Source organism: Rhodoferax ferrireducens T118, from assembly GCF_000013605.1.
GTDB lineage: Bacteria > Pseudomonadota > Gammaproteobacteria > Burkholderiales > Burkholderiaceae_C > Rhodoferax > Rhodoferax ferrireducens.
In genome coordinates, this window is the sequence record NC_007908.1 from 726454 (window position 1) to 741491 (window position 15038).

A 15038-nucleotide genomic window follows, 5' to 3' on the forward strand; every position below is an offset into this window, starting at 1 on the left:
GCTCTATTGGTTTACTTCTTCAAGGAACTCCGAATAACTTCGAATGTAGTCGGCTGCATCGTAATTATGCGAGGCAAACACCAGCAGTACAGCGTCTTCTGAGTATTTGTATTGCACGCCCCATATCATTGGCGGCAAGTAAATGCCTTTGTCGGGTGAATCCAAATGCACTTCAGTGCGATTTAAACCATCATCTGCCAGTACCGAGCAACTACCTCGGATGCAAATCAGGAATTGATGGCAAGTGCGATGCGCATGCTCGCCGCGCGTTTCTTTGCTTGGCACATCAAACACCAGGAAGTAGCGCTTTGGCACGAAAGGTATATGCTGACCAAATTCTCCCACCGTGAGGCTGCCACGTATATCGGGAATCAGAGGGAATTTGTGAACCGTTACTCCCCGCGCTGCGGTCCTGTCGGAATACGGTGGTTTGCGTTCATCTTTGAATAGTTGCGGCTCAGTACTTCCTTGCGCCTTGGTATTGGTGTAACCAACAATTCGCGCAGGGTTACCTTGCACAATTGCATTCGGCGGCACGGAGCGTGTCACCACTGAACCAGCGCCGATCATCGCGCCTGGCGCCACTGTTACACCCGGCAAGATCGTTGCATTGGCGCCAATCGAGGAGTGGGCCTGTACCAAAGTGCGTTCTGGTGCTTTCAGGTATTGCTTGCTACGCGGGAAATTGTCATTGGTGAAGGTGACATTGGGGCCGATGAAAACGCCACTTTCAATGGTGATCCCGTCCCACAACTGCACACCGCACTTGATAGTGACATCATCGCCAACGACAACGTCGTTTTCTATAAAAACACCGTCACAAATATTGCAGCCCGAGCCGATCCGAGCGCCCGGTAAAATATGTGCAAAAGCCCAAATCCTGGTGCCGGCGCCGATATTATCAGTCTCTACCAAGGCATGGGAGTGTTTGAAGTAAGCAGACATAGTCTAAAGGGAGTTGAGTTGAGGGTGGAGGATGGTCAAAATTTTCCCGCGCAGGACTTTCAGCAACATTTGCTCGGCACTGGCCGGTCGTCGGGCCAGAATCCATGTCGTCAAAACAGCGACAACATAGCTGAATGCACCAACGGGCAGCAGCGCGAATAGCTGCATGATTGGCTGAACGTCTGGCCACTTGGCGTGCTGCAGTGCGACCGCACCGCGCAAGGCTAATGCCATTGCGCCGGATGCCAATAAGGGCCGCCACATCACCTCAAACAATTTTCGTTTGGGTAGACCTGTGACCCGGGCGAAGACCATCACGATGCCGACAAAGCCCAGCAACGCGGTCGCAAAATGTGCATAGGCTGCGCCAAGCGCTCCGTATTGCAGGCTGGCATAAACCACAGCTGGCAAAGACACCAGCAGCAGGCTTGCCGACAGCAGCGTGTTGGCCTTGGGCTGACCCATGGCAAGAATGACCAGGTACATATTGCTCTGCAGCGCGCCGATCAAGCCGCACAATCCGATGATTTGCATGATGGGCACTGCCTCGCGCCACTGCGTGCCTAGCAACAGGCTGACCACCAGATCGGACAAGCAATACAGACCCACCGCAACCGGAAACGCTAGCAAGCTGATAATGCCAAACACCTCCAGAAAGCGCTCCCACAGCTCGTTGCGTGCCCCAGCAAGCCGCGCGTAGGCAGGGTAGACCGCACGGTTCAGCGGCGCAATCAGTTCGGTGGAGGGCATGGCCGCAATTTCGCTGGCGATGTTGTAAACCCCTAGGCCATGGCTGCCCACCGTGCGGCCCAAAACGAAGTCGGTCGAACGGCTGTGCAAGAACTGAATCAGGTTTGAGATGAAAATCCACTTGGAGAAGTGCAGTAGATCGCCATGCGCCGCCAGACTAAGTCGCGGCCGGTAGGGGTGCAGCCGGTAGCTGATGAAAACTGCCATCAGTTTGCCGCATACCATGCCACCAATTAGCGCCCAAAAACTCCGTAAGGTCAGGGCCAGGGTGATGGTGACGGCAGAGGCTGCCAGTCGCTTGGCCAGCAAGAATTTGAACTCCTTTCGAAAGTCAAGCTCCTTGCGGAATGCGACCGTGCCGATGTTCTCAAAGCCGCCGACCAAGGCGCCGATGGCCAACGCTGGCAGCATCAGTTCAAGCCGGGGCTCCCGGTAAAAACCCGCCGCTGGCACCGCCATGACCAGCAGCATGATTGATATGGCAACGCCGAATATCACATTGAAGGTCCATGCGGTGTCAAAATGGCTGCGTTCAGTGTTCTGGCGCTGGATGAGTGCAGATTCAAACCCGAACGCGCCCATCAACTCCAGCATCGCCACTACAGCCGTGGCCATGGCAACCAGCCCGAAGTCCGCCGGTGTGAGTACCCGTGCCAGCACCAGCGTGCTGATCAGGCCAACGCTCTTGTCGAGCAGCTTGAAGCTCATCATCCAGGCTGCGCCCTTGGCAATCTGGCGGCCGGTGGCGTGGTTAGTGGTCATGGAACGCGAGCCAGAGGTTTGATTCTGGAAAGTCTGTCGAAGACATCATCCATGGATCTGAGATGACTTGAAGGATGTTCTTTATTGTTGGCTTGCCTCGGGTGTGGGGCCATTTGCGGTCGGGTTTGCGCTATCAGTTGATTCATTGCTTGGTTCCGCCCATTTGCCAACGTGCTGCAATTGGTCACGCAAATCCGTTTTGGGAAATCCAAGCGAAATGGCTTTGTGAGCCTGAAGCAGGGCTTTGTCGTACTTCTTAAGGTCAAAATAGACCAAGCCTATGTTGTAGTGCGAAAAACCATTGTCTGCGGCCGCCACAGTGGCCAACTCGAGTTGCCGAATGGCTTCTGGCGTGCGTGCGTTTTTGGAGAGAAACGTGGCGTAGAGCATTCTTGCAATCGTGTCATCGGGGCGAAACCGCACGGCGCGTTCAAAATAACACTCCACCGAGTAGCCAGTGCCTTGCGGTTGCGGAGATTTCATTTTTTCACCGTAACGCATCATGGACATCAACGCTCGATGGTGATTGGGAGAGGCCCGCAGGGTGTAGTCAAGGTCGGGTCCCGGAAGGACGTTGGTACTGCCCCGGATCAGTGTTTCGACCTCAGGCGTGAAGTGATAGCGCTCAACGATACCCAATTTGGGCTTGTCGGTACGGTAATCGTAGGGACCATACCCGTTGGCGAGAGAGCCGCAAGCCGAATCGCCTGTTTGGGCGTGCCCCGGCACAGTGGCAAAGAGCGATATCAACAAGCCGACCAACTGGCAGACGAATCTATGACTGGAATTGAAGTGCATCAGAGATGGCTCCCCTTGGTTGAACAATATAACCGCCTCACAAATTTATAGCGGCCAGTTGACCGCCGCTCAAAAGGCAGCGCCCTGAACCCTGGATATACAAGCTTTCAAGCTACCATAGCCTACTGATGTAAGCAAACTGCCAAAGTGATAATCGTCAAGGAACTCGTTAAACAATGATGCTCTCCGTTTGGCAACGCTTGCATTTTTTGGTTCGCGAATTGGGCGCCTCAACCGCATTTTTGTATTTGTTGGATCGGCTTTTGCGTCGAATCAGCAGCACATGCGGTCTTTACTATTACCTCTTCGTCGCTCAACCTTTGGCCGCTCAGCCGCGCCTGCCGCCGACGCGCGGCAAGTCATTCACATTTCGGCTGCTACAAGCCCCAGATCCTGTTTTGAATCGCTTGGATCGTCCAAGGGCGGTGATAAACCAACGCTTTGTCCAGGGCGCCCAGTGCCTGGTTGCGACCAAAAATGACGTGCTGGTTGGCTGCATCTGGTTCATTCGCGGTGCTTACGTTGAAGATGAAGTACGTGTCGATTATTTGCTGCCGCCGGACGGGCGCTGTGTCTGGGATTTTGATGTTTTTGTGGCCGAGTCGGAGCGTCTGGGTTTCCTCTTTGCCAAGCAATGGGATGCTTTTGATGCGTTGCTCAAGCCGCAAGGCATACGTTATACCGTGAGCCGAATCAATGCGTTTAATCAGCGCTCTATTGCATCGCACCGGAGTTTGGGGGCGCAAGACTGTGGGCGCGCACTGTTTTTGCGGCTGGGGCAGTTTCAATGGATGTTGTCCAGCCAACGCCCCTTCATGGCTTTCGGGGGACGTCCAAAATTGCACATAGGCCCGAAAGGGGCACCAGAGTCTTGAGGTTCAGGCTCTCTGGCCGGGTTGTTGCAGACCTTTTTCAAGTGTTAATTCTTCTGCCTTGGTGCGAGAGGTCAGGCTGGAAAATGTGTGGTCCGCATCCTGCAACTCGTGACGAACCAAACGCGGATGCGTTAACGTGTTTGTCCAGGCGGCGTCCGTGCTCGCGTGCTCCAGAAATTCTTTGGCCGTGTAGTCGTCGCCACTCAGCAGTAAAAAAATACTGCCATTGAAGGCATCCCAAGCGGCAGCCATGCGATGCTGAAAGGGCAATAGAGATGTCGTTGCCCCAGAACGCCGCGCACCCGTAAAAGCGATTCGAATATTTTGCACCAGACCAGGCAGGGCTTTCAATGCCACCCGCCCGCGAAGCAGCTTGGTCCAAAACTCTTTTTGCCTCAATCTCTGGGTGTAGTAGTGCTTGACCTGGGTGCGCGCCAGGCTGGTCTCGGAGCGCACCCACGGGTTCAGCAGGCACAGGCCACTGACGCGTGGGTCACGGGTTTCATGGCAGTAGAGCAGGGCGGCCGAGGCGCCGTCGCACAGGCCCCAAAGCACCACTTGTTTGATGGAGGGCAGTCGTTGTTGCAGCGCGTCAATGGCGGCGGCAATATCGGCGCTCACCGCTTCAAAATTTCGCGGCTGACCTTCGCTGTCACCCATACCCCGGTAGTCAAAGCGCAGCACCGCGTAGCCAGCCGCGGCCAGCGCGCGCGACAACAGCACAAACTGCCGGTGGCTGCCGACCCGGTACTGCGGGCCGCCCACAATCACAACCACACCGGTCTGAGCCGGGATTTCTGGTTTGGCCAGAATGCCCAGCAAGGTGTCGCCTTGGCAGGCGAAGAGGGCGGTCTCTTCGGTGTATGTCATGTCGGAAAATTTAGGGCGCGGCCTTATAGAGATTGATGTCGAATGTTAGAACCAATTCGGGTTTTGGCTATTTGTGCACCAAATTCGATAACTGCAGATTGTCAGGCAGCCGTACTTGACGCATCAAACGTCCTTTTCTTTTTTTGCACGGCGAACCGGGAACCGATTGGGCCCCGCAGAGAGGACTTGCGCCGCCGCAGGGAGCACTTTGAAAAAAGCCCCGCAATGGCGGGGCTTTTCACGGCGAGACCGAAGCTCAGACCTTGCGGCGACGCGATACGGCCAGACCGGCAAGGGCCAGGCCGAAGAGGGCGAGGGAGGCGGGCTCGGGGATGGCGTTGCCGAAGACCTGCACGTTCACGTCGGAGGACTTGTCCCACCCCCAGCCTGGCGCGGCTGAATTCCATGTCCCTATGCTTAGCGGGTCGACGACCCCGCCCGGAACATCCAGGTAAAGCATCGAGCCATCCGCCCCGTCTTGGGTGGAACCACTTAATGCCGCGTTGGACGCGTGAGCGAACGGAGTGGTCGTGCCTTGACCCGCAGCGGCAGCGCCAGTCCCATCGAGGAAGAAGTCATAGGTCTGTCCGGCTAGCAATGTGATATTGACCGTGAAGTCAACCTGGAACATGTCCCGGAATGCGCCTGAGTAGCCTTGGTAGGTGGTTGTGCCTACACCATCCGCGTAAAAGACCGGTGTCGATATCACACCTGCGCCTGCGGCCACGCCGATCGTTGATCCGTTAACTCCACCCAGAAGAACAGTCGAATCGGTTTGACCTACCGTCCACAGCCGAATACTGCTAATTGACCAAGTCTGCGAGCTTGTGTTGGTAAACGTGTCACCAACGACATAGGTGGGAGCAAATGCCCAAGCAACATTGGAGCGGTTGGAGCCGGCGGTGTTGTTCAGGTTGGCCGTCGGCAAACCCCGATCCACGAGCATCGGCGCAGCGATGACGGTGCCGGAGAGCGCGGCGGTCAGCAGCGCGACAGTAATACATGAGGATCGAAACATTGAGGTCTCCTGGTATGGGTTACCCAAAAAATATGGGTACCGTAACAAAATGTTGCACGATGTGTGCCACATATTCAGGAAAATCTGCAAGTCATTGTTTTTATTGAATTAACTTGTGAAAATCACCCATTTTTTAGTCACCAACCCTCGCCCTCGGTATGCACCTGTCAGCCCTGCAATCCCCACACATTGGCGGGTGACAGATTCCAGTAATCCGTCAATCGGCAGTCCAAGAAACGCATGATCTCCAATGCAGGCAACTTCAGCGGTGTTTTTGAAGTGATTCCAGCCGAGACACCCGACACAATGCGGGGGTGACGTTTCCCAACCTTCGGCGCGCAAGTGTAAAAAATCCCGACAGTTTGGCCGAAATGGGCCTGCTGGGACGCGCCCTTAGCGCTGCGCGATGCGGCGCAGGACGACCAGCAAGCCTCTGCGATCGGGTACGCCGGTGCGCTGTTCCAGCGCTGCCAGATGCTCATTGGCCGTGTGGCGCGAGATGCCCATCGCTCGTGCGGCACCTGCCAGCGTCTGGTCCGCCAGCAAATGGGCGGCAAGTTCGCTTTGGCGTGGCGTCAATCGCAGTTGTTCGGCCAACGCCAAGGCGAGCTCCATCGGGTCCGGCGCGTCCAGCAGCGCGGTGACGGCGACGTGCGTGGCATCTGGCAGCGCCCGCAACATAAAGCTCACGCGCTTGCCGTTGCCGTCGGTCCAGGGAAGTCGCGTGCGTGCACCCGTTTTGGCCAGAGCCTTGAGCAGCGCGCGGGCCCCACCCGCGCCTGCCAGCTCCAGCCGCGTACCCACCAGGCTGACGCGCTCGCCAGACTGGGTTAGCGCCTTGGCCGCCGGGTTGGCCTCGCGCACCTGGGCATTGCGGTCAACGATCCAGGTGGGCGGCAGCTGATCAAACAGCCCGGCCTGCAGCGTCTTGTGGGCCGCCGCCGCCGCAGTGTGCATGTGCACCGCGAATGCCGCGCAGACGGCGCGATTGAGCGACGCGTCGCCGTCACATTCATCACCGTAGGTGGCGCAGTGTGTCAGGCGCCCCGCCAGCGCCGACAGATCGTCCGGGCCCAGCGGTGGTGCGTCGCTCGCCAGATCGAGCACGCCATGGCACGGCGTGAAATCCCGAAAGGCCAGCAGGGTTTCGCGCCAGACATCCGGATTGGCGCGCGCTGTGTGCAGGCGCGCCGCCAATTGCAGCAACATCGGCACCTTGTCGAGTGAATGGCGATCAGGCTGATGCGATTTCATTGGCACTTTTCTTTGCTCCCTCATTAGGCATCACAGTGAGTGTGTGCCAATTTTTTCAATCGTTGTTGACGGCGGCCGTGGTCGCTGTAATCAAGGCCGGAGCATCTTCTATTTCGGTGGTTTGCCAGAACGCTGGGCCATGCACGATGTGGCTGCCTACCCTGTAACCCGCTTGCTGCCACTGGGTGATGGTTTTGGTCGAGATCGGGCTCAAGCCGGCATCCTCGCGCGTGGACAGTTCGAACCATTCCAGTCGCTGTGTCGGCCCTGGGCCGGCAGGTGGCGCCAGGGCCGCTTGCTCCAGGCCAGATGCCAGTCCAGGCGACAGCAGGTAGCCCGCAATCTCGACCGGTGAGCCATTGGCCAAGTGCTGGCGCATGCTTTCCATGACGCCTTTGGCCTGGCCGCCCAGCAGGTCGCCCGCCACTTTGAGGCGCAAGAATTGTTGCAGCAGCGGCCTGCCGGCGGCGGGCGGCTGCCAGAACAGAAAGTTGCAGGGCGCGCCAAGCTGCCTGGCCGCCTCCACCGCCAGCAGGCAGCCCGCGCGCAGGCCCCACAGCCACAGCGGCAGTTGGGCCGAATCCGCGCCAGGTGTGTTGCTTTGCTTGCGCAGCCAATGGCAGCCTTGCAGCACGTCGCTCACCCAGCTTTGCCAGCTGGCGTCGCCAAAATCGCCCGAACTGTCGCCACAACCGAGCAGGTCCATCTGCAGCACCGCGTAACCCGCCCGGGCCAGCGCACGCGCCTGCAAGGCCGCCATGTGGCGGGCCTTGTTCATCTCTTCGGCAAAGGGGTGGATGTACAGCACCAGGCCGCGGGCTGCACCGCCACTCGCGGCACAGTCAGCCGGGTAAAACAGGCAGAAGCGTTGGTCGCTTTGGCTGGTCTGCGCCGCCAAGGCCGGCAGAAAAAAAGCTTCCGGCTGCACAGACGGGCCGCGTTAAGTCGCCAGTTTGCTGCTGACAAAGTCAGTCAGCGAGCCCACCGTGGCAAAGGTTGAGCCATCGATGTCGTCATCGTCCACCACCAGGCCAAACTGTTCTTCAAGGGTGGTGATGAGCGTCACGACCGCCATGGAATCCAGCTCGGGGATGGCGCCCAGCAAGGGGGTGTCGCGTGTGAAGGTGGCGGAGCGTCCATTCAGACTTAGAACTTCGTCAACAACACGAAGTACTTCTTGTGATATGTTCAATTAAATCTCCCTGGGAAGCGATTTCGCCGATCAGGATTATTCTAGGGTTCAAAAGCGCGTGCGGGTTGTGTGATGTCTTGTGTCTGCATGGTTTTTCTCAATTGGCATGATTTTTTCTCTAATTTCTATGACCGAATCCACACTCCTACCCGAACTGATAACCCTCGCGGCCCAGCGCACGCCGCAGGCGATTGCACTGACCAGTGGCACCTCACATTTAAGTTACGCAGAGCTCAGCACCAGCGTCAGCCAGTTTGCCGCTGGCTTGTTGGGCCTGGGACTGGATCGTGGTGAGCGGGTCGCCATTTATCTTGAAAAACGTTTCGAAACTGTCATCGCCAGTTTTGGCGCACCAGCGGCCGGGGCGGTGTTTGTGCCGGTCAACCCGCTGCTGAAACCGGAGCAGGTGGCATTTATTTTGCGCGACTGCAATGTGCGCGTGCTGGTGACGTCGCCGGAGCGTCTGGCCTTGATGAAGGAGATGCTGGCTGAGTGCCATGACCTGCGCCATGTGGTGGTGACCGATGCTGTGGTCCCTTCAACCCCAGTCGACTTCACCCTGCCAGGCCCGTTGGCCTTGGTCTCCTGGCGTGACTTGCTCAGCAGCCCGGCCCGGCCCGGGCACCGTGTGATTGACGTCGACATGGTGGCCATTCTTTACACCTCGGGCAGCACTGGCAGGCCTAAAGGCGTGGTGCTGTCGCACCGCAACATGGTGGCGGGTGCCAAGAGCGTGGCGTCGTACCTGGAGAACAGGCCCGAAGACGTGCTGCTGGCGGCGCTGCCTTTGTCGTTTGATGCGGGCTTCAGCCAGCTCACCACGGCGTTTCACGCCGGTGCGCGCGTGGTGCTGCTCAATTACCTGATGCCGCGCGATGTGCTCAAGGCGATGGAGCGGGAAAAAGTGACCGGGCTGACTGCCGTGCCGCCGCTGTACATCCAGCTGGCGCAACTGGATTGGCCTGCGGCCATCAATGAGAATTTGCGCTATTTCGCCAACACCGGCGGACGCATGCCACGTGAAACACTGAATCTGTTGCGCCAGCGCGTGCCCCAAGCCAAACCGTTCTTGATGTATGGACTGACCGAAGCATTCCGTTCCACCTACCTGCCGCCGGATGAGGTAGACCGCCGCCCGGACTCGATTGGCAAGGCCATTCCGAATGCTGAAATTCTGGTGCTGCGTGAAGACGGGTCTGCCTGCAGCCCGGAGGAGCCTGGCGAGCTGGTGCACCGCGGTGCGCTGGTGGGCATGGGTTACTGGAATGACACTGAAAAGACGGCGGAGCGCTACAAGTTGCTGGCCTCTGACGCACCCGGACGGCAACCGGGCCTGCAGTTGCCTGAATACGCGGTTTTTTCGGGGGACACGGTGCGCAAAGACGCCGAGGGTTTTTTGTATTTCATTGGTCGACGCGATGAGATGATGAAAACATCGGGTTACCGGGTGAGTCCCACCGAGGTGGAAGAAATTTTGTACGCGACCCAAATGGTGGGCGAGTGCGTGGCCTTCGGCGTCGATCACCCCAGCTTGGGCCAAGCTATACAAGTAATAGCTACTAATGCCGTAGGCACGGGGGCTAGAGGCCTCAATGACCTGATGAGTGAATGCCGTGCCCGCATGCCCGCCTACATGGTGCCGGCAGGCATCGAGATCGTCGCCGGGCCGCTGCCGCGCAATCCCAATGGCAAGATCGACCGCAAATTACTGGCAACCGAGTGGCTTGAGCGGCATGCCGCCTGAGTGCACCGCTCCGTCCTGAAATTGAAAGCGGAACCCAATTTATGACTCTCACTGAACGCCAACTGCCCGTGCATGCCCCCATGAACCAGTTCTCCGTGCGCGAGGGCGAATTGACCGTGGGTGGCGAGCGTTTGTCATTGCTTGCCGCGCGGGTGGGGCAAACGCCTTTTTATGCCTATGACCGTTTGTTGTTGCGCGCCCGGGTGGCAGCGCTGCGCGGCGTGCTGCCCAGGACAGTCAAGCTGCACTACGCGATGAAGGCCAACCCCATGCCTGCGGTGGTGGGTTTGATGGTCGGTTTGGTGGACGGTATTGACGTGGCTTCTGCGGGCGAGCTTAAAGTGGCATTGGATGCCGGCGCCAACCCGCTGGAAATCAGCTTTGCCGGACCGGGCAAGCGCGATGCCGAGTTGCGCCAGGCGGTGGCGTCGCGCGTGCTGATCAACCTTGAATCGTTTCGCGAAGTGGCGGCGCTGGAGGCCATTTGCGGCGAATTGGGCTTGAGCGCGCGCGTGGCGGTGCGGGTCAACCCCGACTTTGAACTCAAGGGTTCAGGCATGAAAATGGGCGGTGGCCCCAAGCAGTTTGGTGTGGATGTGGAGCAGATTCCCGAGCTGCTGGGCTGCATCGGCCGTGCCGGTCTGTCCTTTGAAGGTTTTCATTTGTTTGCCGGTTCGCAGAATTTGCGTTCGGAGTCGATTTGCGAAGCGCAGCAAAAGTCTTACGAGCTGGCGCTGCGGCTGGCACAGCATGCGCCGGCGCCGGTGCGCTTTCTGAATCTGGGTGGCGGCTTTGGTATTCCCTACTTTCCGGGTGAGCAACGGCTTGATCTGGCCCCTATTGGCGACAACCTGGCCCAACTGGTCCAGCGGGCGCAGACCGAGTTGCCCGACGCTGCCCTGGTGATTGAACTGGGTCGCTACCTGGTGGGCGAAGCCGGGGTTTACGTGGCCCGCATTGTGGATCGCAAGGTGTCGCGCGGGCAGGTGTATCTGGTGGCGGACGGCGGGCTGCATCATCATTTGTCCGCGTCCGGCAACTTTGGCCAGGTGATACGCAAAAACTACCCGGTGACGATTGGCAACAAGGCCGACTCGCGGGAGACAGAAACAGTGTCGGTGGTCGGACCTTTGTGCACGCCGCTGGACCTGCTGGCCGAGCGCATGGCTTTGCCGGTGGCACAGGTCGATGATCTGGTGGTGGTATTCCAGTCGGGCGCTTATGGCGCCAGCGCCAGCCCGCAAGGCTTTTTGGGGCATCCCGCTTGTCTTGAAGTTCTTGTTTAGGGGCAGCCCCCTGAAGCATCCCCTCCGGTTGCTCGTTGCTTTGGGCAGCTTGTGTGCCGGGGCGGCGCTGGCTTGGCACCACCCTTTGTGGCCGATGGCGGTGTTGACCGTCTTTTCTCTCTGGTGTTTGATCGCGGCGTGGCGGCCGGGCCTATGGCTTTTTGTGGTGCCCGCCTTGCTGCCGCTGCTGAATTTTTCAAGCTGGACCGGCTGGCTTGTTTTTGAGGAATTCGACATCCTGCTGCTGGGCGCCCTGGCGGGCGCTTATGGGCCTCTAGCCTGGTCGCCGCCGCGGGGCCGCGAGACAAAAATGCCTTTTTCGACGTGGCGGTCGACGGCCCTGCTGGGTCTGTTCGGTCTCGCCGGTCTGCTGGCCTTGCTGCGCGGCTTCGTCGATGCCGGTGGTTTTGCCTTTGACTGGTTCGCCGGGTACACCGATGCGCTGAACAGCTTGCGCGTGTTCAAGAGCCTGGGTTTTGCGTTGCTTTTTGTTCCCCTGCTGCAGCGTGAACTCAAGCAGTCAGGACAACTGGCCCGTCAGCGGTTCGCGGGCGGCATGGTGGCGGGGTTGACGGTGGTCACACTGGCAGTACTGTGGGAGCGTGCAGCGTTTCCCGGCTGGCTGGATTTTTCAGTGCCCTATCGCACCGTTGCCCTGTTTTGGGAAATGCATGTAGGCGGCGCTGCGATAGACGGTTACCTGGCGTTGGCGACGCCGTTTCTTGTGTGGGCCTTGCTCGCTGCCCGGCGTCCCCTGTTTTGGGTCGCAGCTGCCGTGCTCACCTTGCTGACGGCCTATGCTTGCCTGACCACATTTTCCCGCGGCGTCTACCTGGCTGTTGCGGGCCCATTGCTGTTGCTGGGCTTGTTGCTGCGGGCGCAGAAGACCAACTTCAATGCGCGGGACTTTTTTGGCCCCGTGTGGCGACGCTACCGGCCCGAGGGCTGGCGGGCGAGGGCCAGTCTGGCGCTGATGTTGGCTTTGGCTGCAGAGGTGGCGGCGGTACTGGGGGCCGGTTCATTCATGATGGATCGCCTGGCCAGCGCGGATCGGGACTTCGGTAGCCGTGTTGAACATTGGCGCCGTGGCCTTGATTTGCTGGATGGCCCGACCGACTGGCTGCTGGGCAAGGGACTTGGACGTTTGCCAGCAGACTATGCGGCTCATGTGCCTCAAGGCGAGTTCTCGGGTGAGGTGAAGTGGCGAGAGGAGCAAAAGCCGGGCCAGGCAGCCAACGCTTTTGTGACGGTGCGCGGTCCCCCTACTTTGAAAAGATTGGGCGGCCAGTATGCTTTGACGCAGCGTGTGGTCAACGTGTCCCAAGCAGGCCATCGCGTCAGTCTGGATGTTCGGGTTCAGCACACAGCCGACGTTTACGTGGAGTTGTGTGAACGGCATCTGCTCTATGACGGACCTTGTCAGCTGGCGTCTATTCGGGTTTTACCAGGCAAAAATGACTGGCAAAACATGGTGCTGCCACTCAAAGGGCAGACCTTGGCGGGCGGGCCCTGGTATGCACCCCGTTTGTCCATGTTGTCCTTGTCGGTTGTGAACGCGGGTGGGGCTGCCGATTTTGACAATGTGAGCCTGATGGGGGCGTATCCGGCGCAGCCACTTGAAAATGGCGACTTCTCCGGCGGCATGGCGCACTGGTTCCCGCTAGCACAGTCCTACTTTGTGCCCTGGCACATCGACAACCTGTTTCTGGAACTGCTGATCGAGCGCGGGCTTGTGGGTTTGCTGCTTTTTGCCGCTTTGATGGCATATGCCCTTTGGCATCTGGTCTTCGGGCGCGCCCGGGCCAGCGCGTTGGCCCCCTATCTGGCGGCGTCATTGTGTGGGGCACTGCTGGTGGGCCTAGTCAGCAGCCTGATGGACGTGCCCAGAGTCGCATTCCTGTTTTGCCTTCTTGCGCTTGTCTCAGCTCAAGCCGCCAGGGAAGTTGACTAACGGCCAACCCCGACGGCTTCATTTCTCGGCTGGATCGCCGATGTCCATGGTATTCCCCGAGCTTGCAGGTGATCAAAGTTGTAAAGACGAAAACTTGATCCAAGTCAGGACCATGTTTCTCTTGGTCGGTTGCGAAAAATCAAACGCTTCTGGGCTTTGCAGGGCAGACTCAATTCAGAGCAAGGGACTGTGGAGCTTGAACATGATAAAAATATTCGATCACTATTTTCACAGACGTACATTTCTGCAAATGTGCTTTGATTTGGGGCTGCTGGTCGTGACTGTGGCGGTGGCGGTTCTGTGGCGGACGGAGAATCCAGCGTCAGTTTCCTCAGTGGTACTGGCGGTTACTGTCTTGTCGGCCATCGGTATTTTGGTGATCAATATGGGTCTGGGCTTCTATCAGCGGGTACACAACCGCACTTTGGGGCAGACGCGCGCTCGCGCCGTTCTGTCTTTGTGTCTTTCGTTGTCGCTGGCCTACATCATTTTCCGTCTGTCACCGCTCACCCCACAAGATGAAAAAACATTCTTGCTGGCGCTGATCGCCGCTGTGGCCCTGCTGCTGATACACCGCATCTACATGGCGCACGCCACGCCCCGCGCCATGATGCGCCAGCGTGTGTTGGTCTTTGGCTCGGGGGAGAGGGCCAAGCTGGTGGGCCGCACCCTGAAAAAGTCGGATCCCAGTGTTGATCTGGTCGGCTATTACGCCAGCCCCAATGAAGCAGTGGCTGAGATCTCCGCCTGGGCCTTGCTGTCGCCTCAAAAATCACTCACGGACATTGTGATCGACGAGCGGGTCGATGAGATTGTGGTGGCTTTGAGTGAGCGCCGTGGCGGCAGCATGCCCTTGCGCGAGTTGCTGGACTGCAAGTTGCACGGTGTGCGCGTGGTTGACATTGCCACCCACTTTGAAAAGACTTTTGGCCAGATTCGTCGTGACTCAGTGTCCGCGGGGTGGCTCATTTTTGGTGACGGATTCAGACAAGGCTTGGTGCGCACTGTGGTCAAGCGAATTTTTGATCTGCTGTGTGCGACGCTTTTGATTGTGTTGGCTTCGCCTGTGATGTTGCTGACAGGCGCCTTTATCTTGCTGGAGAGTGGCGGGCCCGTTTTGTATCGGCAGGAACGCGTCGGCTTGAACGGGCGCCTCTTCAATGTGATCAAGTTTCGCAGCATGCGCCTGGACGCCGAGCCAGATGGCAAGCCGCGCTGGGCCCAGGCGGCCGACGACCGGGTGACACGGGTCGGTCGTTTTATCCGCAAGCTGCGTATTGATGAACTGCCGCAATTGTTCAGCGTCCTCAGTGGGAACATGAGTCTGGTCGGGCCGCGCCCGGAGCGACCTTATTTTGTGGACAAGCTGACACAAGAACTGCCGTACTACGCGGTGCGCCAAAGTGTGAAGCCGGGGGTCACCGGATGGGCGCAGGTGCGTTACCACTATGGGGCCTCGGTCGAAGACGCGGCGGAAAAATTGCAGTACGACCTTTACTACGTCAAAAATCATTCCTTGTTTCTTGATCTGGTCGTGCTGTTTGAGACGGTGGGCGTCGTCCTGATGGGCAAGGGTGCGCAGTAACATGCTTC

The 15038-nt window shown here is 58.5% G+C and carries 13 protein-coding genes; 5 read left to right on the plus strand and 8 right to left on the minus strand.

Annotated features, from left to right (window positions below; translation table 11 throughout):
* Positions 1 to 3: 3 nt before the first annotated feature.
* The 3 genes from RFER_RS03435 to RFER_RS03445 form a co-directional block, all read right to left on the minus strand.
* Positions 4 to 945: a WxcM-like domain-containing protein gene (locus tag RFER_RS03435; RefSeq protein WP_011463014.1), complete on the minus strand. Its 942-nt coding sequence runs from the start codon at positions 943 to 945 to the stop codon at positions 4 to 6.
* Positions 946 to 948: 3 nt separating this feature from the next.
* Entirely contained in the window at positions 949 to 2457 is a 1509-nt protein-coding gene (locus tag RFER_RS03440; protein WP_011463015.1) for a lipopolysaccharide biosynthesis protein, read from the minus strand.
* Positions 2458 to 2538: 81 nt separating this feature from the next.
* Positions 2539 to 3255: a tetratricopeptide repeat protein gene (locus tag RFER_RS03445; protein WP_011463016.1), complete on the minus strand. Its 717-nt coding sequence runs from the start codon at positions 3253 to 3255 to the stop codon at positions 2539 to 2541.
* 176 nt (positions 3256 to 3431) lie between these two features.
* Between RFER_RS03445 and RFER_RS03450 the strand changes: the two genes are divergently transcribed.
* Complete coding sequence (locus RFER_RS03450; RefSeq protein ID WP_011463017.1) at positions 3432 to 4130, plus strand: hypothetical protein; 699 nt, start codon at positions 3432 to 3434, stop codon at positions 4128 to 4130.
* A 3-nt stretch (positions 4131 to 4133) separates the two neighbouring features.
* Here the strand turns inward: RFER_RS03450 and RFER_RS03455 are convergent, their stop codons facing one another.
* The 5 genes from RFER_RS03455 to RFER_RS03475 form a co-directional block, all read right to left on the minus strand.
* Positions 4134 to 5000, minus strand: coding sequence for a hydrolase 1, exosortase A system-associated (locus RFER_RS03455; RefSeq protein WP_011463018.1), 867 nt, complete (start codon positions 4998 to 5000; stop codon positions 4134 to 4136).
* 256 nt (positions 5001 to 5256) lie between these two features.
* Positions 5257 to 6018 carry a PEP-CTERM sorting domain-containing protein gene (locus RFER_RS24440; protein ID WP_011463019.1) on the minus strand — a complete coding sequence of 254 codons (762 nt, stop codon included), beginning with the start codon at positions 6016 to 6018 and terminating at the stop codon, positions 5257 to 5259.
* A gap of 393 nt (positions 6019 to 6411) precedes the next feature.
* Entirely contained in the window at positions 6412 to 7272 is an 861-nt protein-coding gene (locus RFER_RS03465; protein WP_041790107.1) for a helix-turn-helix transcriptional regulator, read from the minus strand.
* 55 nt (positions 7273 to 7327) lie between these two features.
* Entirely contained in the window at positions 7328 to 8200 is an 873-nt protein-coding gene (locus RFER_RS03470; protein ID WP_011463021.1) for a hydrolase 2, exosortase A system-associated, read from the minus strand.
* A 12-nt stretch (positions 8201 to 8212) separates the two neighbouring features.
* Positions 8213 to 8464: an acyl carrier protein gene (locus RFER_RS03475; protein ID WP_011463022.1), complete on the minus strand. Its 252-nt coding sequence runs from the start codon at positions 8462 to 8464 to the stop codon at positions 8213 to 8215.
* A 127-nt stretch (positions 8465 to 8591) separates the two neighbouring features.
* Here RFER_RS03475 and RFER_RS03480 point away from each other — a divergent pair, with 127 nt between their 5' ends.
* The 4 genes from RFER_RS03480 (at position 8592) to RFER_RS03495 (ending at position 15030) form a co-directional block, all read left to right on the plus strand.
* The gene (locus RFER_RS03480; RefSeq protein ID WP_041790109.1) at positions 8592 to 10208 is read left to right on the plus strand and encodes an acyl-CoA ligase (AMP-forming), exosortase A system-associated; all 1617 of its coding nucleotides are present in this window, start codon (positions 8592 to 8594) and stop codon (positions 10206 to 10208) included.
* Positions 10209 to 10249: 41 nt separating this feature from the next.
* A complete protein-coding gene (locus RFER_RS03485) occupies positions 10250 to 11494 on the plus strand; it encodes a pyridoxal-dependent decarboxylase, exosortase A system-associated (protein WP_011463024.1) in 1245 nt (414 codons plus the stop codon).
* Between the two features lie 28 nt (positions 11495 to 11522).
* The gene (locus RFER_RS03490) at positions 11523 to 13445 is read left to right on the plus strand and encodes an O-antigen ligase family protein (RefSeq protein ID WP_049765605.1); all 1923 of its coding nucleotides are present in this window, start codon (positions 11523 to 11525) and stop codon (positions 13443 to 13445) included.
* A 202-nt stretch (positions 13446 to 13647) separates the two neighbouring features.
* Positions 13648 to 15030: a TIGR03013 family XrtA/PEP-CTERM system glycosyltransferase gene (locus RFER_RS03495; protein WP_011463026.1), complete on the plus strand. Its 1383-nt coding sequence runs from the start codon at positions 13648 to 13650 to the stop codon at positions 15028 to 15030.
* Positions 15031 to 15038: the final 8 nt, after the last annotated feature.